This window comes from Roseateles sp. (genome assembly GCF_039929605.1).
In the GTDB taxonomy this organism is placed as follows: domain Bacteria; phylum Pseudomonadota; class Gammaproteobacteria; order Burkholderiales; family Burkholderiaceae_C; genus Pelomonas.
Window position 1 is genome coordinate 38,513 of sequence record NZ_JBDSQX010000133.1, and the last position, 21,122, is coordinate 59,634.

A 21,122-nucleotide genomic window follows, 5' to 3' on the forward strand; every position below is an offset into this window, starting at 1 on the left:
CTCAATCACGATGAACACTGCCACTCTCACGATGGAAGCATGTCCACGCTGCAAGCTGACCACTCACGTTAGCGAAAAGCTCCTGCTGATCAACGCCGCCAGCGATCACCCCGGAGCGTCACCCTCGGTCTGGCGTCACGGTTGCGCCTGCGAGGGCTTTTCGCTCGACGACCTGAAACCGGAATTTTTCGACCAAGGGCCATTTATCCAAGGTCTCTATTGCACCGCATGCTCTATCGGCTACGTTCCTGAATTCATGGCCAAGCCGGCCCCGCCGATGTACGAGCCAAGCCCCGAAGGATTTCGGCGCGTTTTTCCAGACGGCACGCTTGGACCTCTTCTACAGCGCATTGCCGACGACGCCGAGTCGCAGCGCTGAGATCAAGGAGGTGGCACCTGCGCACAAGGGCTGGCGCTGGCGCCTCCAGACCATCGACGCTGTGAGGCGCGCCGGAACTACAGCCGATCGTGAACGTCACCGTCGTCGGCGACGCCGTGTACCGCGACGCGCTGAAGCCGCCCACGTCGTCGTAGGTGCGCCCAAAAAGGAACGGCCGCCCGAGGGCCGCCGTTCGTTGGTCCGAGCAAGCTCTCAGCCCAGCGCGAGGCGCTCCCGCGCCGCCAGGTATTCGCGCTTGAGCCGCGCCACGAGCTGCGCCGTCGGAAGCACCTCGCGCACCGCGCCGATGCCCTGGCCGCTGCCCCAGATTTCCTTCCAGGCCTTGGCCGCACTGCCGCCGAAGTTCATCGCGCTCGGGTCGCTCTCGGGCAGCTTGTCCGGGTCCATGCCGGCCGCGACGATGGAGCCGCGCAGGTAGTTGCCGTGCACGCCGGTGAAGAGGTTGCTGTAGACGATGTCGTCGCTGTTGCTGGCGACGATCATCTGCTTGTAGGCGTCGCTGGCGCGGGCCTCGTCGGTCGCGATGAAGGCCGAGCCGATGTAGCCGAAGTCGGCGCCCATGGCCTGCGCGGCCAGCACGGCGTCGCCGCTGGCGATGGCGCCCGACAGCGCCACCGGGCCGTCGAACCACTCGCGGATCTCCTGGATCAGCGCAAACGGGCTTTTCACACCCGCGTGCCCACCGGCCCCTGCCGCGACGGCGATGAGGCCGTCAGCGCCCTTCTCGATGGCCTTGCGGGCGAACTTGTTGTTGATGATGTCGTGCAGCACGATGCCGCCCCAGGCGTGCACGGCGTTGTTGACGTCTTCACGCGCGCCCAGGCTGGTGATGATGATCGGCACCTTGTACTTGGCGCAGACCTGCATATCGTGCTCCAGCCGCTCGTTGCTCTTGTGCACGATCTGGTTGATGGCGAACGGTGCGGCCGGCTTGTCGGGGTTGGCCTTGTTGTAGGCCGCCAGCGTCTCGGTGATCTCCGCCAGCCACTCGTCGAGCAGTTCGGCAGGCCGCGCGTTGAGTGCCGGCATGGAGCCGACGATGCCGGCTTTGCACTGTTCGATGACAAGCTTGGGGTTGCTGATGATGAAGAGCGGCGAGCCGATGATGGGCAGCGGCAGGTTCTTCAGGATGGGAGGCAGGGCCAAGTTCAATCTCCTCAGAAAGCTTCGAGCGACATGGCGGTCACGCTGTCAGCGCCGTCGACTATTGCCGCTCGCAGTGACGCGGTGCGCGGCAGGATGTGCTCGGCGTAGAAACGCGCGGTGACGATCTTGGCTTCCATGAAAGCCTTGTCGGTCGCCATTGCGTCTTCCGCCGCCAGCAGCGCGCGGGCAAGCTGCCAGCCGGCGACGAGGTTGCCAGCCAGCATCAGGTAGGGCACCGAGCCGGCATAGGCCGCGTTCGGGTTGGCCTTGGCCTGCGCCGCAATGAAGTCGACCACGGCAAGGTAGTCCTCACGCGAAGCGCGCAGCGCCTTCAGCACGGCGCGTGCGGCGACGCTGTCTCGCTTGGTCAGGACTGCTTCGGTCCCCTCGATCTGGCCGGCCACGGCACGCGCCAGTTGGCCGCCGTCGCGCGCCGTCTTGCGGCTGACCAGGTCGTTGGCCTGAATGGCCGTCGTGCCTTCGTAGATGGTCAGGATCTTCGCGTCGCGGTAGTACTGCGCCGCGCCGGTTTCCTCAATGAAGCCCATGCCGCCATGTACCTGCACGCCCAGACTCGTGACCTCCAGGCTCATCTCGGTGCTGTAGCCCTTCACCAGCGGCACCATGAATTCGTAGAAGGCCTGGTTCTGCTTGCGCGTGTCGGCGTCGGGATGGTGATGGGCGGCGTCGAACGTGGCCGCCGCCGTGCTCGCCATCGCGCGGCAGCCCTCGGTCAGCGAGCGCATCGTCATCAGCATGCGGCGCACGTCGGGGTGATGAATGATGGCCGCGCTGCCGGCCACCGAGCCGTCCACCGGGCGGGACTGCACGCGGTCCTTCGCGTAGCCGACGGCCTTTTGATAGGCGCGGTCGGCGATGGCAATGCCCTGCAGGCCGACGCCGTAGCGGGCCGCGTTCATCATGATGAACATGACCTCCAGGCCGCGGTTCTCCTGGCCGACGAGAGTACCGATCGCACCGCCGTTGTCGCCGAACTGAAGCACCGCCGTCGGGCTGGCCTTGATGCCCATCTTGTGCTCGATGGACACGCAGTGCGCGTCGTTGCGCGCGCCTAACGTCCCGTCCGCGTTGACGAGGAACTTCGGCACCAGGAACAGGCTGATGCCCTTCACGCCCTCCGGCGCACCCGCCACGCGGGCCAGCACCAGGTGGCAGATGTTCTCGGCCATGTCGTGCTCACCGTAGGTGATGAAGATCTTGGTGCCGAAGATCTTGTACGTGCCGTCGCCTTGCGGCTCGGCGCGCGTACGCACCAGTGCCAGGTCCGAGCCGGCCTGTGGCTCGGTGAGGTTCATCGTGCCCGTCCACGAGCCGTCCAGCAGCTTTGGGATATAGACGGAGCGCTGCTCGTCGGTCCCCGCGGTCAGCAGCGCCTCGACGGCGCCATCGGTCAGCAGCGGGCACAGCGCGAAACTCATGTTGGCCGCCTGCAGCATCTCGTTGCAGGCTGCGGCGATCGTCTTGGGCGCACCCTGGCCGCCGAACTCGGTCGGGTGCACCAAGCCCTGCCAGCCGCCTTCGGCATAGGCGCGGAAGGCCTGCTTGAAGCCGGGCGTCGTCGTGACCACGCCGTCCTTCCAAGACGACGGATTCTTGTCACCCTCGAAGTTCAGCGGCGCGATGACATCCTCGGTCAGCTTGGCGCATTCCTCCAGCACGGCAGCGGCCGTGTCCAGGCCGAAGTCGGCGAAGGCAGGGACCTGCTGTGTCAACGTCTCCAGCCCGGCGAGGTGCTGGAGGTTGAAGAGCATGTCCTTGATGGGGGCTTGGTAACTCATTTGTTCCTCCTGCCGGATACAAAAAGGGCGCCGCGACAGAGAAAGTCGGGCGCCCGGGTGCGGGTCGGCGCTTGGGTTTACAGCGCGGCGACGAGTTCAGGCACGGCCACGAACAAGTCAGCCTCAAGACCGTAATCGGCCACCGAGAAGATCGGCGCTTCCGGGTCCTTGTTGATCGCGACGATGACCTTGGAGTCCTTCATGCCGGCCAGATGCTGGATGGCACCCGAGATGCCGGCCGCGATGTAGAGCTGCGGCGCGACGATCTTGCCGGTCTGGCCCACCTGCCAGTCGTTGGGCGCGTAGCCCGCATCGACGGCAGCGCGCGAGGCGCCGAGGGCGGCGCCCAGCTTGTCGGCCAGCGGCGTCAGCACTTCCATGAACTTGTCGTTGCTGCCGAGAGCCCGGCCGCCCGACACGATGATCTTGGCGGCAGTCAGCTCGGGGCGGTCGCTCTTCGTCACCTCACGGCCCACGAAGCTGCTCTTGCCGCTGTCGGCAGCGGCGGCCACCGTCTCGACAGCTGCAGAGCCGCCGGTCGCAGCAGCCGGATCGAAGCCCGTCGTGCGCACGGTCAGCACCTTGGTCGCATCGCTGCTCTGCACGGTTGCAATCGCGTTGCCGGCGTAGATCGGACGCTCGAAGGTGTCGGCACTGATGACCTTGGTCACGTCGCTCAGCTGAGCGACGTCGAGCAAGGCGGCCACACGCGGCGCGACGTTCTTGCCAGCGGCGGTCGACGGGAAAAGAAGGTGGCTGTACCCCGAGGCCAGCGCGATCACCTGCGCGGCAACGTTCTCGGCCAGGCCTTCGGCCAGTGCGGCCGAATCGGCGTGCAGCACCTTGGTGACACCGGCGATCTGCGCCGCCGCAGCAGCGGCTGCTGCGGCGTTGTGGCCGGCGACCAGCACGTGCACCTCGCCGCCAATCGCTACGGCGGCGGAGACGGTGTTCAGCGTCGCGCCCTTGATCGAGGCGTTGTCGTGTTCAGCAATAACGAGCGCAGTCATCAGATCACCTTCGCTTCAGTCTTCAGTTTGTTCACCAGCGTGGCCACATCGGGCACCTTCACGCCTGCGCCACGCTTGGGCGGCTCGCTGACCTTGAGCGTCTTGATGCGCGGCGTCACGTCCACTCCCAGGTCGGCCGGCTTGAAGATGTCGAGCTGCTTCTTCTTGGCCTTCATGATGTTGGGCAGCGTCACATAACGCGGCTCGTTCAGACGCAGGTCGGTTGTGATGACGGCAGGCAGGCTCAGCGACACCGTCTCCAGGCCGCCGTCGACCTCGCGGGTGACGGCCACCTTGTCGCCGGTCACTTCGACCTTGGACGCGAAGGTGCCTTGCGGCATGCCGGTCAGTGCAGCCAGCATCTGGCCGGTCTGGTTGCAGTCGTCATCGATGGCCTGCTTGCCCAGGATGACCAGGCTGGGGCCTTCCTTGTCGACCAGCGCCTTCAGCAGCTTGGCGACTGCCAGCGGCTGCAGCTCTTCGGTGGTCTCGACCAGGATGGCGCGGTCGGCGCCGATGGCCATCGCCGTGCGCAGCGTTTCCTGGCACTGCGTGACGCCGCAGGACACGGCGATCACCTCGGTGACGACGCCCTTCTCCCTGAGGCGCACGGCCTCTTCAACGGCGATCTCGTCGAAGGGGTTCATCGACATCTTCACGTTGGCGATGTCGACACCCGTGCCGTCGCTTTTCACTCGCACCTTGACGTTGTAGTCGACGACGCGCTTTACCGGGACCAAGACTTTCATCGAAAACTCCAGCTCGAATTGACGTAAACGTTAAGTTGATTCTACGGGGCGCTCCGTGCGGAGCTGTGCACAAAAAAGCACGATCGTTCTATTCTAGCCAGAGGTCTGCGTACCTCGAGAAAAGTCTTTTAGGAGACCCTCTCGAATCGAGAAGCTAGACTGCTTTCACCCATGAAGATTGCCTCCACACCGCAGCGAGAATTCGGCGCAAGCATCGGAGTTTTCGACTCAGGCGTCGGCGGCTTCACGGTGCTGCGCGAGTTGCGCGCGCTGCTGCCCACCACCCGGCTGCGCTACCTGGCCGACACGGCCTACGCACCCTACGGCAACCGCAGCCCGGAAGACATCCGCGCACGCAGCTTCGCCATCACCGAGCACCTGATCGCGCAGGACGCGAAGCTGATCGTCGTCGCCTGCAACACCGCCACCGCGCATGCCATTGACGCGCTGCGGGCCCGCTGGCCCAGCCTGCCCTTCGTCGGCACCGAGCCAGGCATCAAGCCGGCCGTCGCGGTCACACGCAATAGCCGCATCGGCCTGCTGGCCACGCCGGCCACTGCCGCGAGTGCACGGCTGCGCGCGCTGATCGAGCGACATGCGGGAGACCGGCAGGTCGTGGTCCAGGGCTGCGCCGGCATCGTCGATCGCATCGAGGCGGGTGATCTCACCAGCACGGAACTGCGTACGCTGATCGACCGTTACTGCGAACCACTGTGCGTTGCTGGCGTCGACACGGCACTGCTCGGCTGCACGCACTACCCGCTGATCGAGCCGCTTTGGCAGGCGGCGCTTGGCCCCGAGGTGACGCTGCTGCGCATCGAGACGGCGGTTGCGCGCCGTGCGGTTGACCTCTGGTCGCCGGCGCCTGCCAATCACGCCGACCTCGACATCGAGACCAGCGGCGATCCCGTCGTTCTGCGCGGCTGGATCGCGCAGGTGCTGGGCTGGCAGAGCGTGAACGTCCAAGCCTGGCAGCCAGAAAACAGCAACGGCCAGCAGGCGCTGACCGTTTGAGAGCTGTCGACAGTTGGTGCCGGGACGGGCACTGAACACTGCCCGCTAGGCCGCGTGGTTGCTAGCTCTCGCTGACCGGCATCGAGCACTGTTCCCCCATTTGTTCCCCCGGCTGCTCAGCGGTAGGCGGCGATGTCACGCCCTCACCCATAACCTACGGGTGACTGCCGCCGCGCCCTGCTCATCCAACCGGGTGATCGGGTAGTCTCCGTTCAGTCGTGCATCGTCTTCTACGTTCCTGCGCAAACCGGCGCAGCTTTGCGCGCACCGGGCAGCCCGAGCAGAATCAAGCGCATGAACATGCTGCTCCACGAACTCAAGCGCCGGGGCTTCATGTTGCACGACTGCATAGCCGTGGCCGCGCCCGAGCAGGCCGTGCGCGTCATCGAGAACGCTGGTGCGCGCGTCCCCTTTTTTATGGGCAGCGAGGTTCGGCCCGGCCCGTTCTGGTGTGTTCAGGAAGCCGACGCGCCAGCCCTTGAAACCGCAGGCTACTGGCGTCTGGATCGGTCCGCGCTGATTGACCTGGGCCGCCCGCCCCTGGCCTTGTCACTGGCGGCGCTGCCCGGGATCAGATTTCGAGTCCGACCCTTGGCCGGTCGCTGGCAAGGAGCGGGGCACTGGTTTCGCCGCTGACCGCTGGACGCTGTGGCGAGCTGGCAGGCATCAGCGGCGCATGGAGCCACCGCCGGAACGGTGAAGCGGTTGCAGGCGCAACACCTGTCACCGCGATAACGGTTGTCACTGACTCGGCAACATGGGTTGCAATACAGCAAATCAATTGGGAGCGCAAGCCAAAGGGCGGCAAAGTCTGGTTCGACCGATGGCAATAGCGCCAAGCGGAGATCCGGAGAAACGACCCATGCAACACGTCCAGGCCCATGTCCCCGAGTTCAGGCTGGCACCGCCACAACTACTGTCCGTCGTCGACGACATCGCCGACCACGCCGCCCAGGCGCTGGACCTCGGCCAGGTGGCGCTGGGCCTGACCAGTGGCGAGGCCCGCGAAGCGGTGAGCATGCTGCTGCAACACGTCCGGCGGATTGGCTTCGCGGCCGACGCATCCGTCGACGATTGCACAGCGGACCTGGCGGCGGTTTGGGGCGTGGGCGAGCCGACGACGGGCCAGCGCATCCTCGAAAGCGTGCCCCGCGCGTGAGCCAGACCTGCGACCTCAACGAAGCGGCCGCACTGATGAAAATCCATCCCAAGACGGTGGCCGACCACATCGACAGCGGCGCGCTGCCGGCGGCGCGCATCGGGCGCGCCTACGTCATGCTCACGAAGGACGTGATGGCGCTGATCGAGCGTGAGATCGTCAAGCAGACGGCCGAGCGCATGCGCCGTGTCACGCCAGCAGATCCGTTCGCAAAGGTGCCGGTGAAGCGGCGGCGCCGGGTCGGTCGGTAGCTTGCCGAACTGCAGGGGAGCACCGGTGCCGTGTCCGCATCTACCGGGAATCCGGCAGTTGCCCGCGAGGGGGCAGCCGGGGGTAGCACGCGCGCTCCCTTTTCCTACGCCTGAGGAAAAGGAGCGGGTTGCTCGCCGCCTGCAGCCCGGTGCCGCCATTCAGGCAGTTGCGGCCGGGCGCATCCAGCCACCCCGCGATCCGCGTCGTGACTGCCAGCAGTGATCTATGGGCTTGTGGCTGTGGGCCGCATGAACCCTAGCCAACTGATCCGCCGCCCGGCGCCAAGCCGCCGCGACATTGCAGCCAATGACGACGACGGCGAGGCGCTGGTGCCTGTCGAGTCCAACGTCATGGATACCCCTACCGTTCGTGGCCGCGTGCTGCATGCGCGCCTCGGTGTGTCGAAGGACTTGACGAGCTGGGCCAAGGCCCAGGTGCAGCGTGGGCGGCTGGTCGAGGGGCGCGACTACCTGCTCACCCAACAGGGGGAGCAGCACGTGAGCGGCCGCAAGCGCGTCACCGAATATCACTTCACCGTCGAGGCTGCCAACGAACCGGTGCTGACCATGAGCAGCCGCGAGATCGCCGAACTGACCGGAAAGGAGCATTTCAATGTTCGCCGTGACATCCGCGCCCTGCTGCAGGAGTTTGAAAAAGATGCCCTCAGTTTTGAGGGCATGTCGCAAGACAGCTATGGCCGCCCTCTGGAGGTGTTCAACCTGCCAAAGGACTTGACCATCACACTGGTGGCCGGCTACTCCGCGCCGCTGCGCCGATGGCTCAGTCTTGAGCCATGCGCCGGGAAGAGGACCCTCGCGGCTGCACGTTGATGTTTCACCTGTCGAGCAACGTGCTGACGCAGCTCGATATCAACTGCGCCGAGTTCTCGGCTCGGTACCGCGACAGAACCGGTGGCGGGATGCTGCTCCGGCTTGCGCTCGAAGCGGCCGGCTGCAGGCGGGCGCCCATATCGTCGGCAGGCAACGCAGAATTCATGCAACTTCTCGGGGGGATCGGAATGAAACTCGTGGTCGCGTTTTCGATAGCCGCAGCTGCTGGCAGCACATTCGCGCAGAAGGCGCCAACCGGCATCCTTGCAATTTGCGGCAGCTCGCAGGTGGCGGATCTAGTCAAGCAGACCGTCCATGAAAAAATGCTTCCAGCATGGCTGGGCCGCATCGAACCGAAGACATTCAGCGACGCCACGCGCGTGGACGCCGTCTCTACGACCAGGACCGATGCCCCGCTGAATCTGGTCGAATGCCGAGGCACGTTGAGCGTTGAGGCCTGGCACGGCCTGGACACCACCGTTGACCAGGCTATTCAGATGACGCTGGCGAATGACCCGGACGTGCTGGCCGCGCTTCCGCAGTCGTTCTCCGGCCCAGCTGACCGCCGACGCTACAACGTGCCCATCGTCTTCTCCGCCCAGAAGCAGAGCGCGCAGCTCGTGGTGCACGTCGGCCGCATCTCCTCTTTGCAGGGCCTGCTGACCACCGGCTTCCTGAAGAAGAAGCAAGAGCAGGGCGGCTAAGGCCCGCCAATCCCGCCGCTGCAAATGTGAGCCAGCGCACGGTCTGGCACGTCCTGACCGAGCTTTTCCTGCACGCGCACGCTGACGGACATCGGCTTGTCGTCGTGCCCTGAGTTCAGCCGCGTGGCCGGCGTCTGGATCTCGGGCGCCTTCGGCAGGTCTGCGATGCCCAGCGTCGGCACGCTGGGGAGCACGGGGCTCGGCAAAGCCAGCGGCGCCATCGGCCGCACGGTGCCAACCTTGAAGCCCTCGACCCGCTGCTTGGCGTCCATGATGGCGCGCCGCTCTTCGGGGGTGTACTCGCTCGTGAGCCTGTCTCGCCCGCCCACCGATCCGAGCACCGCCGCCTGGTAAGCGGTCGTGTTGTTCTCGCTCGGCGGCGCCCATCTGGCGATGGCATCGGACAGCTTCAGGTTCTTGTAGTTCTTCCCGTCGAAGAACAGCGCTTCTTGAGCCGCGCGCCCGGCCTCATAGGTGGGGAAGATCGCGAATCGGCCATCGCTGCCCGTCGCGCCGTGCCGCTTGGCGAAGTCGCCGAACTCGATGTTGCCCGGGTTGTTGTTGCGCCAGTTGCGCGCGCCCTCTTGCCGCACGACTGAGCCATCGCCACGCTGCACGACGTTGTAGCCGGCGCCCGTCTCGACGACCTTGCTGATGCCCATCATGTCACCAACAGCGCGCTCACCCGCCGCCGCCGCGCGCTTCACCGTCTCGGGGACCAGCTTGCCGGCGTTCTGCTTGGTGAAGTCCACGGCAGCACCCGCTGCTGTTGAGACCGCGCCCTTGGTGGCGTTCCATGCGCCCTTGGCCGTGGCGGCCACGTCCACGCCGGTTTTCTGCTTGATCCGCTCGTTCACGGCCGTGGCCGCGCTGCCGACGGCCTCGGCCCAGGACCCGACCTTGGCCGTGACGACGGACCAGGCAGCCTTGGCTTCGCCGGTCACCGAGTCCCAGGCCGCGCTAGCGTAGGCCACGACTTTCTCGGGCACCTTGGCGTCGATCATCGACTTCGACCAGTCGCCGAGTGCGCCGCCGAGCTTCTCGCCGATCATGCCGCCAAGCCAGGCGCCGCCGAGGGTGCCAAGCGGGCCGAGCACGGAGCCAAGCACCCCGCCCACCACGCCACCGAGGCCCATGCCTGCGGCGTCGCCCGCGCTCCGGTAGCGCATCGACCGATTTTCCTCGGCCGACTTGCTCGGGTCGTCATTCATGCCGAAGGCGCCGCCCAGGGCGAGGCCACCGCTCAGCAGCGCGCCCAGCAGCGGCACGCGGCGCAGCAGGCCGCCTCCCTTGCGGAGCAGGCCCATGACGCCGCCACCAAGCGAAGCGCCCGCGCTCAGCGCGGTGCCCAACAGGCCACCGCGCGCCGGCACCGCCGCGTTGGCCGCTGCCTTCTTGTCGCTCTTGTTGCGCTCCGAAAGGGCCTTCCAGATCCGCTGATACCAGCGCTCCTTTTTGCGCTCAGCGTTTCGCCCGAACAGGCCGCCCAGACCACGGCCAATCGGCGCGATAGCGGCGCGGACCTCCTTCGCTGCGTTCAGCGTAGGGTCCAGGTTCTCGGTGGCGCCGCCGAGGTTGGCGCCGGCGCGCTCAAGGCGCTCGGCTATGCGCGCCAGGCGGGGTGTCATCGCGCGACCGGATGACTTCACACCGCCGCCACCCTTGCCGTCGCCCTTGCCGCCGGCCGCAGTGAAGCGCCCGCCCGCGCCGCGCTGCGGGAGCGCCACGGGTTGGCTCACGGCGCGCTGACGCTGCAGGAGCGGTGCGGCCTGCGTGCTGGTGCCGCCCGGTCGCGAACCGCTGCGACGCCCGGCCGGCTCAGCCACGACCATTGGCACGGAGCGCGTCGGCGGCGTGTTGGACACGCGGCGCACGGCGGCTGTCTGCACGCCGAGCTGGCGCACGATGGCGCGCACGTCGCGGCGGATCTCGCGCCACACCGGCAGCGCGCGGTTCTGTGCGGCCAGCATGCTCTGCTGGGCATCCAGCAGGCGCTCGCCAATGATGAAGCCTTGTGCGTCACTCTTGAAAATCGGCATCTCAACTCTCCGTTTCGCCAAAGCGCGTGCGGCGCACTTCTGCTGACCGTTCCTGCGCACGACGCATGCCCTCTGCGTAAATTGCGTTCAGCGCCTCTGCGGACACGACGGCGACGTTGACTTGGGGCGCGTCGTCGACCAGCCTGTAGATCTTGGCGAGCACCTCTCGCGCTTTCATCTGATCGTGCATCCTGACCCGCACCCCGCCGTCGCTGGTCGTCTCGATGCCGGCGAACAGCGCCAGCACATCCGGTGAGACGTGGCGCATGTCGGCAATGATCTGCCGGCCCTCGCCAAGGCCGTAGCACTCGGGGCATTGCGGGTGCGGCTCGCGGTTCCAGCTGTAGCCGGTGCCACCGCGCGTGTCGGGGGATTGCGGCGGCGTGCCGCCCGTGTCGGCGGCCTTCTCCTCACGCTCCTCGAAGGCCAGCATCTTCGCGTCCCACTCGCCAGCGCTGAACTGGTACCGGTGGCCCTTGCCCCAGCAGAAGCGGCACGAGCCCCGGTGATAGGCCACCAGCTCGCGAGGGTCGGCGTACGCCACGGCAGTGAGGCAGCGCATCAGCCGTGCCTTCTCGGCCTCGATGTTGCCCACCATCGCCTTCGCTCGCGCACCCAGCAAGTTGCGAACCTTAGGTTTTCTGAGGAGGCGCGACGCCTCAACGGCTGCGACATTCGCGTTCCTGGCGGTGTAGCCGGCCTCTGTGTAGGCCTGCGTGCCGTTGAAGTTCAGCAGGAGGTAGAGGTCAACGAACTGGGCCTCGCGGCGGGTGCAGCCCATGGTGTCATCGACGGTCGAATGTGCGTCCATGCCGTTCACTCCGTTTCCGTCGGCAGCTCAAGGACGAGCAGCGCCTGATTGGGGCCGATGCCGTCCAAGTCAGGGTTGCGCTCAGCGTCAGGCCCCATGTCGAGCGCGTCGGGGCCGCGAAGATCGCTGTGGCTAATCCATACCCGCAGGGTCAAGGCGACGCCCGCAATCCCCGTAGGCATGACCAAGAACTGACCGGTGCAGGGCTGAGCCTCACTGTCTTCAGTGCACTCCACCAGCATGCACAGCGGCGGCTGGCCGTCTTCGTCGTCAGCAGCGCCGGTGGCGCGGGCGAGTGCGACGGGGTTTGCGTCGACGACGCGAAGCGTCACCGTGCCGAGGCTCACCAGCACCGGCGTGGCGCCCTCCATCGCTTCAAGCTCCTCGGCGGTATCGCCGAACGTCGAGCCATCGGCCTTCAGGACCAAGTGGCGAAGCAGCTCGGCCTGTACGGATTGCGCGAGTCCTGATGAGGTGGCCGGAGATTCAGGCGTTTCCCGGAATAGCCGAGGCTTGGTGCTCATGAGCTTGGTCATCACTTGTTCCCCCTCGGCGAGGGTTCGTTTTGCCCGGCTGATGGCGACCAGCGTCTTCAGCCTGGCGGCTTGGCGGAGCATCTTCTCGATGTCGGGTTCGTCGCTCATGGGGCCGAGCCTTTCAGCAGCGCATTCAGCGCGCGCGCGATGGCAACGCTGGTCGGGTCGGTCTTGCCCCTGTAGGTGGCAATGGCCGCACGCAAGTCGGCGGCGCTGGCCGGCGGAGGCAGCTTCGCGACGCGCGGCACGGCGATCCGTCGCGCGTTCGTCGGCACCACGCGCTCAGCCTCAGCCTGACGCAGCGTGACCGCCCTGGGCGTGGCCTTGCCCCCCGGGCGGTCCACGCGGGCGCGCTCGGCCTCGATCATCGCGGCCACCCTCTGGCGCAAGGCGACGCTCATCTGAAGGTCGGTCATGACGCGAGCGATGTGCTTGCAGCAGGCGCCGTCCAGCGTCGGGTTCGTCAACTTCGGCATGCCGTGTTCGGGCCGACCGGCGACCCACCCGCCTGCGGTCGCCACGAAGCGCAGCACGTAGCGGAAGTGTTCGCAGCTGCACTCGAAGCGCAATCGACCTTGCTTCGTCAGCTCTAGTGCGGCCTGGGCCGGCGTGCCAGGTCTTGCCACGGCGGCGCTGAAGCCGATGAATTCCAGATTCACGAAGTGCCGGGTCGCGCGGCTCACCGGCCCGGCGTTGGTCACGAAGCGCACGCTGCCCGCCTGGAGCCGACTCGGCAGTGCGTACTTGATTTGTTGGTTCGCCCGCCGAATGTCTGCCGGGGTGGACAGCGCAAGGGCTTCAGCGGCGGTCAGGCCGACTTGCGCGCGGTCGCCCAAGGCGGCGACGCTCTTGCGGAACGCTGCGAGGTCGGCCGGCGTGATCGGACGGACCTTGCCGCCCAGCGTCGTCGTCAGGAGCCGGGCGGGCGAGAGACGGCCGCCGACTTCTTCCGGGTGCAAAATTGTTGAGGCCTGTCGACGGCTTGCCAGCTCGTCCAGCGCCCGCCGGTTGAATGCCGACGTGGCATTGCCGATGCGTGGGACGGCCATGCCGGCAGCACCGCGCCCGCCGCGCGCGCGGCGTCGATGTCCGACTCGAAGCCAAGGCCGTCGAGGTGGCGCGGGTCGAAGTGATCGTCGGCGCAGAAGGCGTCGCAGGCCCGCACCGTCGCGTCCAGCGTCACCAGGCGCTCTTTCAGCTCAGCGACCTGGGTCGGGTTGTCGACCACGCCAAGAGCTGCGAGCTGTTCGTCGCTCAGGTGCTGGCGCAATGCGACGGCACGGTCGTTGGGCTGACCAGGGCGCCACTCGCTGAGGGCCTGCACCTTCTGCCGCAGCGTCCAGGCCTCTGCCTTGGCTTGTGCGCCGCGCTGGGATACCAGGTCGCGCAGCATGAGGATCGGAGCCAACGCATCGCGAAAGGTGCGGGCGTGGAGCGCCCTTTCGTCGGCCGCCAATGCTGCCTCAGCAACCGCCTCGTCGCGGAGTTCGTGAAGGCCGGCGAGCACCTGGGCCGGCGTGATGTGCTCGATGGCTTCGCCGCCGGCCCGCTCCAGGGCCTGCGCCATCAGTCCGAGGCCGCTTGCCTCGACGAGGCGGCAGACCTCGCGTTGCACGTCGACGATGGCGCGCTGGATGTGAGGGTCGCGGTGCAGGACGCAGATGCGCGCGACCTGCGCGGGTTGGAGGTCGTCCCTGGACAGGGCGGCGGCCGGGTACTGGCGTTGAGGTTTTGTCATGTTGGGGTTGCGCTTTTGGGCAGGGGTTTCTTGAGGGGCGGCGTCCGGGCGCGCAGTCAGCTGCACGGGCGTCTCGGCGACAGCTGGGGGCGCTGGGCACCGGGCGAAGTGCCGCTGGATGAGGTCCGTCATGAACCAGCGCATGTCAAGCCTTGACCGGCACCTGGCGGCCGGCTGCGACGAAGGCCTGCACGTCGGTTCGGCGGTAGAGACAGCGACCGCCGATCTTGTGGAAGGCCAGGGGCTGAGCCCGTGCCCGCGAGCGCCATCGCGCAACGGTGGACGCCTTCACGCCGCACAGCCCCGCGACTTGCGCGGCATCCATCAGATCGTCGTCGGCGGTCTCGGGTGCTGGTTTGTGCATGGCTGACCTCGGTAGTGGTGTTGCGGTCATCTTCGTGACGCCCGGTGCACGGCCAATGGCCGTTTTTCCGGTTTTGTGAGCCCCTGGGCCTACTGAGTCCGATGCGCGCTGGTGGGCAGCTCCAGGCCCGCGTCGCCCGCGAGTTGCCGGACGCGGGCCTGTGCCACGGTCGAGTGAACAGCGGCGCTATGCCGGCGTCGCCATCGCACGCTTCAGCTGGGCCTGGAGGCCGTCGCCGAACTCCGTATGGGCGACGAGTCGGCACCGCGCGCTCTGGATCAGTTGGTCAAAGTCGGCAGCGCGCCGCACCACGGTTGCCCCGCCGCGCATCTCTTCGAACGCCTCGCCGTTGCAGCGCATCAGCACCGCTATCGCGTCCTGGAGCGCCTGGCCCGCGTCGACCAGCGCGGCCAGGTTGGACGCTGCCGGTCCCATCAGCGTCGCATGGCTTTCGAAGAGACCTATGACGCCTTCGGTGGCCGCTTCGAGCATGCCGCGCACGCCTCGCGTCGTGGCGGCGCGCAGCGCGCGATGCGTGTCGCGATCAGGCTCATCACTCAAGCCCAGCAGGAAGTCAGTCGTGACGCCGTACGCACCTGCCGCTGCAACGATGCGCTCAAGGGGTGCGAGGCGCTTGCCGGATTCCTGCTGCGAGAGCTGAGCGGAACTGACGTAGCCCAGCAGTTCGGCGGCGCTTGTCTGGTCAAGGCCCTGCAGCGACCGGGCAGCGCGAAGACGGCGGCCGATGATCCAACGCAAAGCCGCTTTGCGCTCGGTCGGGGCGGCAGTGACGGAGAGCAGCTGCTCGGCGTCATCGCCACCATCGTCGCCGTCGCCGCCACCTTCGTCGTTGGCTGCTAAGGCGTGCCTGTCCGGCTGATCGCTGAGGAGTTGCTGGCCAAGATGGCGGGCAATGCTTGCCAGCGGCGCGGCGGCCTCATGTTCGGTGCTGCTCGTTTGGGGTGGCTCGTTGTCGACTAGTCCTGGCGAAACAGCCTCGACGCACGGTGCTGGGTGGTCGGCCACGGCGGATGCGATCTTGGCCGGGCTAGAGGAGCACGCAATTGCTGCGGCACGCGCGAGAGGGGTGATCAAGGAGAGCGAGTTGGTCTTCATGAGGATAGTTGGTTGGCGGTCAGTGGGCACGACGGGCCATTCAGACGGCGGTCTGAGTTAGCTGCCTCGTTTCGATGTAGTCGCGCAGCTTTCCAGCGGACTCGGCCTTGAGCATTTCCACGCGCTCGCGGTCGACCTGTGCGGCAACGGCCGATGGCGTCGGTGCACTCTGCCGCGCCTGGATCGCTGCTCGCGTCGCGGCCAGTGCCGCGCGGGCCTTCTCGCGGGCCGCCACGGCCTCCGCGCTCGCGTCGGCGGGGGTAGGCAGCGCCAGCAGCGAGTCAAGCCCCAGGGCCGGACCAGCGGGGGCACCGGTGCGCGACAGCTCGACCAGCTCGGGCCGCTTCAGCTCGTCCGCCGAGAGACGGCCGGCCAGCACATGCGGCAGAAGCACTCGGTCGCGCAGCTCGTCGTCGTCACCGATGGTGGCGGCCCAGCGCACCGGCGCCCTCACCTCGCGCGCCTCGGCCACCAACCGGTTGTAGGCCTCACGGAACGCCATCCGGGCGCCAACCTCATCGCCGGCCTGCAGCACCGGCGACGCGATGGCGTAGGCCTCGGCGGCCTCGGCTGTCCAGACCACAGTGGCTCGCTCGTCCAGCGCTTTGAACGCCTGCGCCCAAGCCTCCTCGGGGCCGGGGCGGCCGTCATCGGCGACCACCCTCTTGATCTGCGCAACCACGTCCGCCGGCATTGGCAGGAAGCGTCCGCGCTCGGGGTCGTTGAAATGGGCCTTCAGGCCATAACGCACTTCCAGAAGCGGGTGGTCCTGCAGTACCTCGAAGAACGATGCCCGGCCGGCCGCCGTCATCGCCTGGCCCTTCATGGCCCAGTAGCCGTCGAGCGCTTCGCAGAAGGCCTTGAAGTCGTCGATGGTCATGCGCCACCGCCGATCTGCTTCTGGCCCTGAACCTCGCGCACGACGCCTTCGATGACTTCGCCGCCACCCCGCCGTGCGAGCAACAATCGCAACGCCTCGGCCGTTGATTCATCGTTGGCGGCCTGACGGGCTGCGTCGGACATGGGCACTCGGCCGGTCGCCAGGCTCGACGCCCTCGGCGCATCCGAGGAGATCCATACCGCACGGAAGCCGCCCCGGCTGCGCACGACCGAGTAGTGGATCGCCTCGTCGAGCGTCATGCCGGCCTTGGCCGCCTCAGCTTTGGTGTCGTCCCATGCGGTCTTCGTCCAGGGAAGATTTTTCTCCCTGCGGATCGTGAGCCAGTCCGCAGCGACCTTCTCCGCCACGCCATCGGCCATCATGGTGTCAAGGCTTGCCCGACGTGCATCGCCGCGCTGGCGTTTGGACTTGGACGCTTCTGCCGGGGCCGCAGGCGCTGAAGGTTCAGGCAATCCGGTATCAGGTATCGGTGAATCAGGAATCAGTAAATCAGTGAATCCGGTATCAGGAGGTTCCTTAACAGTTAAAGCCTTGTTGCTGACCTGTTTGACGACGGTTCCCGCCTCGTTCTTCAACTCGACGACGCCTGTTGCGTAACCGTTCTTGCCCCTTTGGTGCACCCAGTACAGACCATCCTCATCGGGGAGTGCACCGTCCTTTTCGGTGCCGTGGGGGGTCTGATGCTTGCGAAACTTGACGATCTGAATGATGCGCTTGCCGTGCATGTCGAAGCGCTGGACGAAGCCTTCCCGCTGCAGGGCCGCCAGCATTTCCTCGGCGTCGGCGCTGCGGTCGTAGGGCAGTGCCTGGGCGGCGATGCGCTTCGGCCGGTCCTCCAGCCGCCCCTCCCTGTCGGCGAGCATCCAGAGGTACGTGAACAACAGGCGCGTCAGGGCCGGCAGCTCGGCAAGCTGCTCGTTGTCCATGATGGCCGGCTTGATATTGCGGGCGCGTGCCATCAGTCGCCCTCGCGGCCTTCGGCCAGCTCGTCAAGCTCCAATGGCAGCTTCTTCAGCACTGCCGTCCAAGCCGCCGAGAGGGCCGCATTGCCGCTCTGAGCGGCGATGTAGGCCGCACGGGCGTAATGCGCGGCGCGGCGAAGGCGGTTCGGGCGACCCTTGACGACGGCCTGACCGGGGTAGGCGCCGGTGAAGTACGCGATGCTTGGGTGGGCAGCGTTGACGGCCACTGTCGGCACGGCGGTTTGGTCGTTGAGGCGGGGGGTCACTCTTCCTGCTCCATGCCAATCGCGACCAGGGGCGCGAGTGCCTCAGCCACGCCCCGCAAGGCATGCCACGGCCGGGGACCGCTCGCGGCCTCGTTCAGCAGGGCGGCCAAAACGTCGACACGCACGGTCGGATCGCCCGAAGTCATGAACACGTCCAGCAGTTCGCTGCAGCGGGCGCGGGCGCGAGCGTCATTGGCAGCGGCGGTCGGCGGCAGTGCTGCACGGGTACTGATCGGACCCTTGTGCGTTTGGCTACCGTTCATTACGTGTTGCCCTGGGCCTGGATGAAACGTCGGGCTTCGGAGGAGCGGATGCGCGTGCAGCGCTTTCCCATCTTTACGACCGCCAGTTCGCCCGCAGCGATCTTGCGGTTGACGGTGGAAGTCGAAAGGCCCGCTGCCTGGGCAAACGTCTTGATGCGCAGCAGCGCGTCTTCGAGTTGCAGGACCTGGAGGGGTTGCGGGTTGTGGTCGTTGCCGCGAGCCGCCGTCGTTGTTGTGGACTTCATGGGTGCGTCTTGAATGGACATGCACCGATGTTCAAGGTCGTACCCTGGGCGCCACAAGGCCGGGCACCGGGCCAGTTCTGCCCGGGGTAGCCGCCCGAAGTCAGGCGTCCTTAATTCGCCCGTCGGCGCGCATTCGTTTCCATGCGCGCAACATCATTTCCGGGCTGTAGCCAAGTTCAACGCCTATCGATTCCCTGAGAGGCCAGGGCTTGTTGCCGAGAGGTGCCTTTGGCATCTTCAGCGGGTCGATATCTCGCTGCCGAAGCTTTTCGAGGATATTCGTATCCCGCTGCTCGCTCGTCAGCCTCGGCCGCCCATTTTTCAGCTGCGTCGGCACAGCACCGGCTTTCTCGGATTCGCTTCCAAAGCGTTCGACAGCCAGTGTCAGCGCTTCACTGACGTCGACTACGCCTGTTCGAGCTGGGTCTAGTTTGCGGGTCAGGAGCGCGATCAACTGCACATGCGATATGAGCAACTTGCTTGCTTCGGCATCGGCGACCTTCTCCGCAAACTCTGCGGCCCAGCTAGGCCAAACAAAGCGGCTGCGCTCATCCAATCCAAAAAAACGCGCACTGAACTGCAAGGGAGACAACAAGTCGTTCGGGTCGAGAGGCGGCGCGGCCAGAGCTTTGATATCGGTGCTTGAAAGGGTCTCTGCCTTCGCAATGTCTCCTTGTCGAACTTGATCCTCGTTGAGGATCTTGTTGATGGCCGAGCGGGCGGGGTGATCCATGTGCGTTGAAGCGTCAATCAGTTAGGGCAACCGTTAAGGCCAGCATTTTCAATGGCGTCCTGCCGCTTTGAACTCGATCACCTTGGCGCCGCCCTTGAGCTGGTCCAGGTAGTCCGCCCAAGCCTTCATCAGCGCCCGGCGCTGCTCCATGAACTCGGCGCGGTCGTAGGCCATGCCCAGCGGGCCGGACTTGCCGTGCGCGAGCTGGGCCTCAATGACATCGGGCGAGACGCCAGGCAGGCGCTCAATGATCAGCGTGCGGGCCATCGCGCGAAAGCCGTGCGGTGTCATCTCGCCGTTCTCGTACCCCAGGCGGCGCAGCGCCGTGCGGACGGTGTTCTCGCTCATGCAGCGTTCGCCGGTCAGCAGCGACGGGAACGCGTAGCGGCCATGCCCCGTCAGCGGCTGCAGTTCCTTCAGCAGCGCCACGGCCTGCGAGGCAAGCGGCACGAGGTGTGGCCGGCCATTCTCTTTGCCATGGATGGTGCGCTTCATCTTGCCCGCCGGGATCGTCCACAGCCCCTCGTCGAGGTTTACCTCGGCCCACTCCATTGCGCGGATGTTCCCCGGCCGCTGGAAGAGCAGGGCAGACAGGACCAGCGCCACCCGCGTGGCAGGCTGACCGGTATAGCTGTCGAAGCCGCGCAGCAGCTCGCCCACCTTCGCCGGCTCAAGGATGGCGGCCATGTGCTTGACGTTGTGGGCTACTAAGGCGCCCCGCAGGTCGCCGGCTGGGTTGCTGGTGCAGCGTCCTGTGGCGATGCCGTACTTGAAGACCTGGCCAGCGGAGCCGCGCAAGTCGTGAGCCATCTGCGTAGCGCCCCTCGCCTCAACGCGGCGGATTGTCTGCAACAGCAGCGGAGCGGTGACTTCAGGCAGGGGAACAGAGCCGAGCCAGGGGAACAGATCCTTCTCGACGGCGCGCAGCCAGTGCTTCGCGTGGCCTTCGCTCCAGCCCTTGGCCTGGCTGGCGTGGAACTCCCGCGCCACGACTTCAAAGGTCTGCGCGCTGTTGACCATCGCAGCGACCTTGGCGACGCGACGGGCCTGGACGGGATCCCTGCCCTCCTCGCGGCTCTTTCGCGCCTTCTCGCGCCCTTCCCGGGCTTCCTTGAGGCTGACCGCCGGGTAGTTGCCCAGGGCAAGCCGCTTTTCCTTGCCGCCGAACCGATACTTGACGAACCAGCGCTTCGATCCGGTGGCGGCCACCTCCAGGTATAGGCCGCCCGCGTCAGCGAGCCGTGCACGGGGCTTGTCGGGCGGGCAACTGGCGTTGCGGCAGGCGGCGTCGGTCAGCATGGGGGAACACCTTGGGGGAACGTTTGGCCCCGCTGCGGGGGAATGGTGATCTATTCCCCCGGATGTTCCCCTTGTTCCCCCGAGATGTAAAGAGCCATTGTGAGCGGACCTGACACGAAAAAGGTGCCTAAGCCGTTGATTGACCTAGGCGCCTGAGGCGTTGTGAGCAGTCCTGATTCACTGATGTGGTGCGCGGGACGGGACTTGAACCCGTACGCCTGTTGAGGGCGGCGGATTTTAAGTCCGCTGCGTTTACCGATTTCGCCACCCGCGCAGCTATCGAATTATCCAGCCCGCACAAATGAAAACGGGAGATTCGATCAACGAATCTCCCGTAAGGAGTGGAGCGGGATAAGAGACTCGAACTCTCGACCTATACCTTGGCAAGGTATCGCTCTACCAACTGAGCTAATCCCGCATCGCCGACATGCCTTGCAGCACATCGTGGCGTTAAACACTGGAGCGGGATAAGAGACTCGAACTCTCGACCTATACCTTGGCAAGGTATCGCTCTACCAACTGAGCTAATCCCGCAGTGTCTTTTTGTGGAGGCGCGATCCGGAGTCGAACCGGACTAACCGGATTTGCAATCCGGGGCATAACCGCTTTGCTATCGCGCCGCCGTAAACCCTATCAAAACCGTTTGGCGCGGCTTTGACGAAAAAGGGAAGCCTGGGCTTCCCTTTCGGAAAAATTCCTGAAAAACCTGGAGCGGGATAAGAGACTCGAACTCTCGACCTATACCTTGGCAAGGTATCGCTCTACCAACTGAGCTAATCCCGCATT

General features: G+C 66.1%; 25 protein-coding genes and 5 tRNA genes. 7 read left to right on the top strand and 23 right to left on the bottom strand.

Annotation, left to right across the window (positions count from 1 at the left end; all coding sequences use genetic code 11):
• Nucleotides 1-10 precede the first annotated feature (10 nt).
• Nucleotides 11-379 carry a hypothetical protein gene (locus tag ABIS05_RS18055; protein ID WP_348012002.1) on the top strand — a complete coding sequence of 123 codons (369 nt, stop codon included), beginning with the start codon at nt 11-13 and terminating at the stop codon, nt 377-379.
• A 213-nt stretch (nt 380-592) separates the two neighbouring features.
• Here ABIS05_RS18055 and ABIS05_RS18060 read toward each other — a convergent pair whose 3' ends face one another.
• The 4 genes from ABIS05_RS18060 to ABIS05_RS18075 form a co-directional block, all read right to left on the bottom strand.
• Nucleotides 593-1,546 carry a nitronate monooxygenase family protein gene (locus ABIS05_RS18060; protein ID WP_348012003.1) on the bottom strand — a complete coding sequence of 318 codons (954 nt, stop codon included), beginning with the start codon at nt 1,544-1,546 and terminating at the stop codon, nt 593-595.
• Nucleotides 1,547-1,557: 11 nt separating this feature from the next.
• On the bottom strand, nt 1,558-3,345 hold the full coding sequence (locus ABIS05_RS18065; protein WP_348012004.1) for an acyl-CoA dehydrogenase: 1,788 nt from the start codon (nt 3,343-3,345) through the stop codon (nt 1,558-1,560).
• Between the two features lie 77 nt (nt 3,346-3,422).
• Nucleotides 3,423-4,355 (bottom strand): FAD-binding protein, encoded by a 933-nt coding sequence (locus tag ABIS05_RS18070; protein WP_348012005.1) that lies wholly within the window; start codon nt 4,353-4,355, stop codon nt 3,423-3,425.
• Nucleotides 4,355-5,104: an electron transfer flavoprotein subunit beta/FixA family protein gene (locus tag ABIS05_RS18075; protein ID WP_348012006.1), complete on the bottom strand. Its 750-nt coding sequence runs from the start codon at nt 5,102-5,104 to the stop codon at nt 4,355-4,357. Before ABIS05_RS18075 ends, ABIS05_RS18070 begins: the two co-directional genes overlap by 1 nt.
• Nucleotides 5,105-5,275: 171 nt before the next feature.
• Here ABIS05_RS18075 and murI point away from each other — a divergent pair, with 171 nt between their 5' ends.
• The 6 genes from murI (at nt 5,276) to ABIS05_RS18105 (ending at nt 9,063) form a co-directional block, all read left to right on the top strand.
• Entirely contained in the window at nt 5,276-6,118 is an 843-nt protein-coding gene (murI, locus tag ABIS05_RS18080; protein WP_348012007.1) for a glutamate racemase, read from the top strand.
• 294 nt (nt 6,119-6,412) lie between these two features.
• Nucleotides 6,413-6,754, top strand: a complete 342-nt coding sequence (locus ABIS05_RS18085) for a hypothetical protein (RefSeq protein ID WP_348012008.1) — start codon at nt 6,413-6,415, stop codon at nt 6,752-6,754.
• Between the two features lie 226 nt (nt 6,755-6,980).
• Nucleotides 6,981-7,277: a hypothetical protein gene (locus ABIS05_RS18090; RefSeq protein ID WP_348012009.1), complete on the top strand. Its 297-nt coding sequence runs from the start codon at nt 6,981-6,983 to the stop codon at nt 7,275-7,277.
• Nucleotides 7,274-7,528 carry a helix-turn-helix domain-containing protein gene (locus tag ABIS05_RS18095; RefSeq protein ID WP_348012010.1) on the top strand — a complete coding sequence of 85 codons (255 nt, stop codon included), beginning with the start codon at nt 7,274-7,276 and terminating at the stop codon, nt 7,526-7,528. The genes ABIS05_RS18090 and ABIS05_RS18095 overlap by 4 nt, the downstream gene beginning before the upstream one ends.
• A gap of 249 nt (nt 7,529-7,777) precedes the next feature.
• On the top strand, nt 7,778-8,359 hold the full coding sequence (locus ABIS05_RS18100; RefSeq protein ID WP_348012011.1) for a Rha family transcriptional regulator: 582 nt from the start codon (nt 7,778-7,780) through the stop codon (nt 8,357-8,359).
• The gene (locus ABIS05_RS18105) at nt 8,359-9,063 is read left to right on the top strand and encodes a hypothetical protein (RefSeq protein ID WP_348012012.1); all 705 of its coding nucleotides are present in this window, start codon (nt 8,359-8,361) and stop codon (nt 9,061-9,063) included. The genes ABIS05_RS18100 and ABIS05_RS18105 overlap by 1 nt, the downstream gene beginning before the upstream one ends.
• Here the strand turns inward: ABIS05_RS18105 and ABIS05_RS18110 are convergent.
• The 19 genes from ABIS05_RS18110 to ABIS05_RS18200 all read right to left on the bottom strand — a co-directional run bounded on the left by ABIS05_RS18110 (nt 9,060) and on the right by ABIS05_RS18200 (nt 21,119).
• Nucleotides 9,060-11,102, bottom strand: coding sequence for a hypothetical protein (locus ABIS05_RS18110; protein WP_348012013.1), 2,043 nt, complete (start codon nt 11,100-11,102; stop codon nt 9,060-9,062). The genes ABIS05_RS18105 and ABIS05_RS18110 overlap by 4 nt on opposite strands.
• A gap of 1 nt (nt 11,103) precedes the next feature.
• On the bottom strand, nt 11,104-11,913 hold the full coding sequence (locus tag ABIS05_RS18115) for a terminase small subunit (protein WP_348012014.1): 810 nt from the start codon (nt 11,911-11,913) through the stop codon (nt 11,104-11,106).
• A gap of 5 nt (nt 11,914-11,918) precedes the next feature.
• A complete protein-coding gene (locus ABIS05_RS18120; protein ID WP_348012015.1) occupies nt 11,919-12,557 on the bottom strand; it encodes a hypothetical protein in 639 nt (212 codons plus the stop codon).
• Nucleotides 12,554-13,285: a hypothetical protein gene (locus ABIS05_RS18125; protein ID WP_348012016.1), complete on the bottom strand. Its 732-nt coding sequence runs from the start codon at nt 13,283-13,285 to the stop codon at nt 12,554-12,556. The genes ABIS05_RS18120 and ABIS05_RS18125 overlap by 4 nt, the downstream gene beginning before the upstream one ends.
• Nucleotides 13,286-13,359: 74 nt before the next feature.
• The gene (locus tag ABIS05_RS18130; RefSeq protein WP_348012017.1) at nt 13,360-14,187 is read right to left on the bottom strand and encodes a hypothetical protein; all 828 of its coding nucleotides are present in this window, start codon (nt 14,185-14,187) and stop codon (nt 13,360-13,362) included.
• A gap of 145 nt (nt 14,188-14,332) precedes the next feature.
• Entirely contained in the window at nt 14,333-14,551 is a 219-nt protein-coding gene (locus tag ABIS05_RS18135; RefSeq protein ID WP_348012018.1) for a helix-turn-helix domain-containing protein, read from the bottom strand.
• A 186-nt stretch (nt 14,552-14,737) separates the two neighbouring features.
• Nucleotides 14,738-15,667 (bottom strand): helix-turn-helix transcriptional regulator, encoded by a 930-nt coding sequence (locus ABIS05_RS18140; protein WP_348012019.1) that lies wholly within the window; start codon nt 15,665-15,667, stop codon nt 14,738-14,740.
• 40 nt (nt 15,668-15,707) lie between these two features.
• On the bottom strand, nt 15,708-16,547 hold the full coding sequence (locus tag ABIS05_RS18145; protein ID WP_348012020.1) for a hypothetical protein: 840 nt from the start codon (nt 16,545-16,547) through the stop codon (nt 15,708-15,710).
• The gene (locus ABIS05_RS18150; protein WP_348012021.1) at nt 16,544-17,527 is read right to left on the bottom strand and encodes a hypothetical protein; all 984 of its coding nucleotides are present in this window, start codon (nt 17,525-17,527) and stop codon (nt 16,544-16,546) included. Before ABIS05_RS18150 ends, ABIS05_RS18145 begins: the two co-directional genes overlap by 4 nt.
• Nucleotides 17,527-17,796: a hypothetical protein gene (locus ABIS05_RS18155; RefSeq protein WP_348012022.1), complete on the bottom strand. Its 270-nt coding sequence runs from the start codon at nt 17,794-17,796 to the stop codon at nt 17,527-17,529. Before ABIS05_RS18155 ends, ABIS05_RS18150 begins: the two co-directional genes overlap by 1 nt.
• Complete coding sequence (locus tag ABIS05_RS18160; RefSeq protein WP_348012023.1) at nt 17,793-18,059, bottom strand: hypothetical protein; 267 nt, start codon at nt 18,057-18,059, stop codon at nt 17,793-17,795. The genes ABIS05_RS18155 and ABIS05_RS18160 overlap by 4 nt, the downstream gene beginning before the upstream one ends.
• A complete protein-coding gene (locus tag ABIS05_RS18165; protein WP_348012024.1) occupies nt 18,059-18,304 on the bottom strand; it encodes a hypothetical protein in 246 nt (81 codons plus the stop codon). The genes ABIS05_RS18160 and ABIS05_RS18165 overlap by 1 nt, the downstream gene beginning before the upstream one ends.
• 100 nt (nt 18,305-18,404) lie before the next feature.
• Nucleotides 18,405-19,037 carry a hypothetical protein gene (locus ABIS05_RS18170; RefSeq protein WP_348012025.1) on the bottom strand — a complete coding sequence of 211 codons (633 nt, stop codon included), beginning with the start codon at nt 19,035-19,037 and terminating at the stop codon, nt 18,405-18,407.
• A gap of 48 nt (nt 19,038-19,085) precedes the next feature.
• The gene (locus tag ABIS05_RS18175; protein ID WP_348012026.1) at nt 19,086-20,336 is read right to left on the bottom strand and encodes a phage integrase central domain-containing protein; all 1,251 of its coding nucleotides are present in this window, start codon (nt 20,334-20,336) and stop codon (nt 19,086-19,088) included.
• A gap of 186 nt (nt 20,337-20,522) precedes the next feature.
• A tRNA-Leu gene (locus ABIS05_RS18180) sits at nt 20,523-20,610 on the bottom strand.
• Between the two features lie 68 nt (nt 20,611-20,678).
• Nucleotides 20,679-20,754: transfer RNA gene (locus ABIS05_RS18185), tRNA-Gly, on the bottom strand.
• Nucleotides 20,755-20,794: 40 nt separating this feature from the next.
• Nucleotides 20,795-20,870 (bottom strand) — tRNA-Gly (locus ABIS05_RS18190).
• Nucleotides 20,871-20,882: 12 nt separating this feature from the next.
• A tRNA-Cys gene (locus ABIS05_RS18195) sits at nt 20,883-20,956 on the bottom strand.
• 87 nt (nt 20,957-21,043) lie between these two features.
• Nucleotides 21,044-21,119: transfer RNA gene (locus tag ABIS05_RS18200), tRNA-Gly, on the bottom strand.
• Nucleotides 21,120-21,122 lie beyond the last annotated feature (3 nt).

Excerpts from the sequence above, each read along its gene's own strand:
- ABIS05_RS18105 (WP_348012012.1), top strand. The coding sequence starts at position 8,359 with ATGTTTCACCTGTCGAGCAACGTGCTGACGCAGCTCGATATCAACTGC.
- ABIS05_RS18070 (WP_348012005.1), bottom strand. The coding sequence starts at position 4,355 with ATGACTGCGCTCGTTATTGCTGAACACGACAACGCCTCGATCAAGGGC.
- ABIS05_RS18145 (WP_348012020.1), bottom strand. The coding sequence starts at position 16,547 with ATGACCATCGACGACTTCAAGGCCTTCTGCGAAGCGCTCGACGGCTAC.
- ABIS05_RS18165 (WP_348012024.1), bottom strand. The coding sequence starts at position 18,304 with ATGAAGTCCACAACAACGACGGCGGCTCGCGGCAACGACCACAACCCG.
- murI (WP_348012007.1), top strand. The coding sequence starts at position 5,276 with ATGAAGATTGCCTCCACACCGCAGCGAGAATTCGGCGCAAGCATCGGA.
- ABIS05_RS18170 (WP_348012025.1), bottom strand. The coding sequence starts at position 19,037 with ATGGATCACCCCGCCCGCTCGGCCATCAACAAGATCCTCAACGAGGAT.
- ABIS05_RS18160 (WP_348012023.1), bottom strand. The coding sequence starts at position 18,059 with ATGAACGGTAGCCAAACGCACAAGGGTCCGATCAGTACCCGTGCAGCA.
- ABIS05_RS18175 (WP_348012026.1), bottom strand. The coding sequence starts at position 20,336 with ATGCTGACCGACGCCGCCTGCCGCAACGCCAGTTGCCCGCCCGACAAG.
- ABIS05_RS18075 (WP_348012006.1), bottom strand. The coding sequence starts at position 5,104 with ATGAAAGTCTTGGTCCCGGTAAAGCGCGTCGTCGACTACAACGTCAAG.
- ABIS05_RS18065 (WP_348012004.1), bottom strand. The coding sequence starts at position 3,345 with ATGAGTTACCAAGCCCCCATCAAGGACATGCTCTTCAACCTCCAGCAC.
- ABIS05_RS18110 (WP_348012013.1), bottom strand. The coding sequence starts at position 11,102 with ATGCCGATTTTCAAGAGTGACGCACAAGGCTTCATCATTGGCGAGCGC.
- ABIS05_RS18055 (WP_348012002.1), top strand. The coding sequence starts at position 11 with ATGAACACTGCCACTCTCACGATGGAAGCATGTCCACGCTGCAAGCTG.
- ABIS05_RS18140 (WP_348012019.1), bottom strand. The coding sequence starts at position 15,667 with ATGAAGACCAACTCGCTCTCCTTGATCACCCCTCTCGCGCGTGCCGCA.
- ABIS05_RS18090 (WP_348012009.1), top strand. The coding sequence starts at position 6,981 with ATGCAACACGTCCAGGCCCATGTCCCCGAGTTCAGGCTGGCACCGCCA.
- ABIS05_RS18150 (WP_348012021.1), bottom strand. The coding sequence starts at position 17,527 with ATGGCACGCGCCCGCAATATCAAGCCGGCCATCATGGACAACGAGCAG.
- ABIS05_RS18135 (WP_348012018.1), bottom strand. The coding sequence starts at position 14,551 with ATGCACAAACCAGCACCCGAGACCGCCGACGACGATCTGATGGATGCC.
- ABIS05_RS18130 (WP_348012017.1), bottom strand. The coding sequence starts at position 14,187 with ATGACAAAACCTCAACGCCAGTACCCGGCCGCCGCCCTGTCCAGGGAC.
- ABIS05_RS18100 (WP_348012011.1), top strand. The coding sequence starts at position 7,778 with ATGAACCCTAGCCAACTGATCCGCCGCCCGGCGCCAAGCCGCCGCGAC.
- ABIS05_RS18085 (WP_348012008.1), top strand. The coding sequence starts at position 6,413 with ATGAACATGCTGCTCCACGAACTCAAGCGCCGGGGCTTCATGTTGCAC.
- ABIS05_RS18115 (WP_348012014.1), bottom strand. The coding sequence starts at position 11,913 with ATGGACGCACATTCGACCGTCGATGACACCATGGGCTGCACCCGCCGC.
- ABIS05_RS18120 (WP_348012015.1), bottom strand. The coding sequence starts at position 12,557 with ATGAGCGACGAACCCGACATCGAGAAGATGCTCCGCCAAGCCGCCAGG.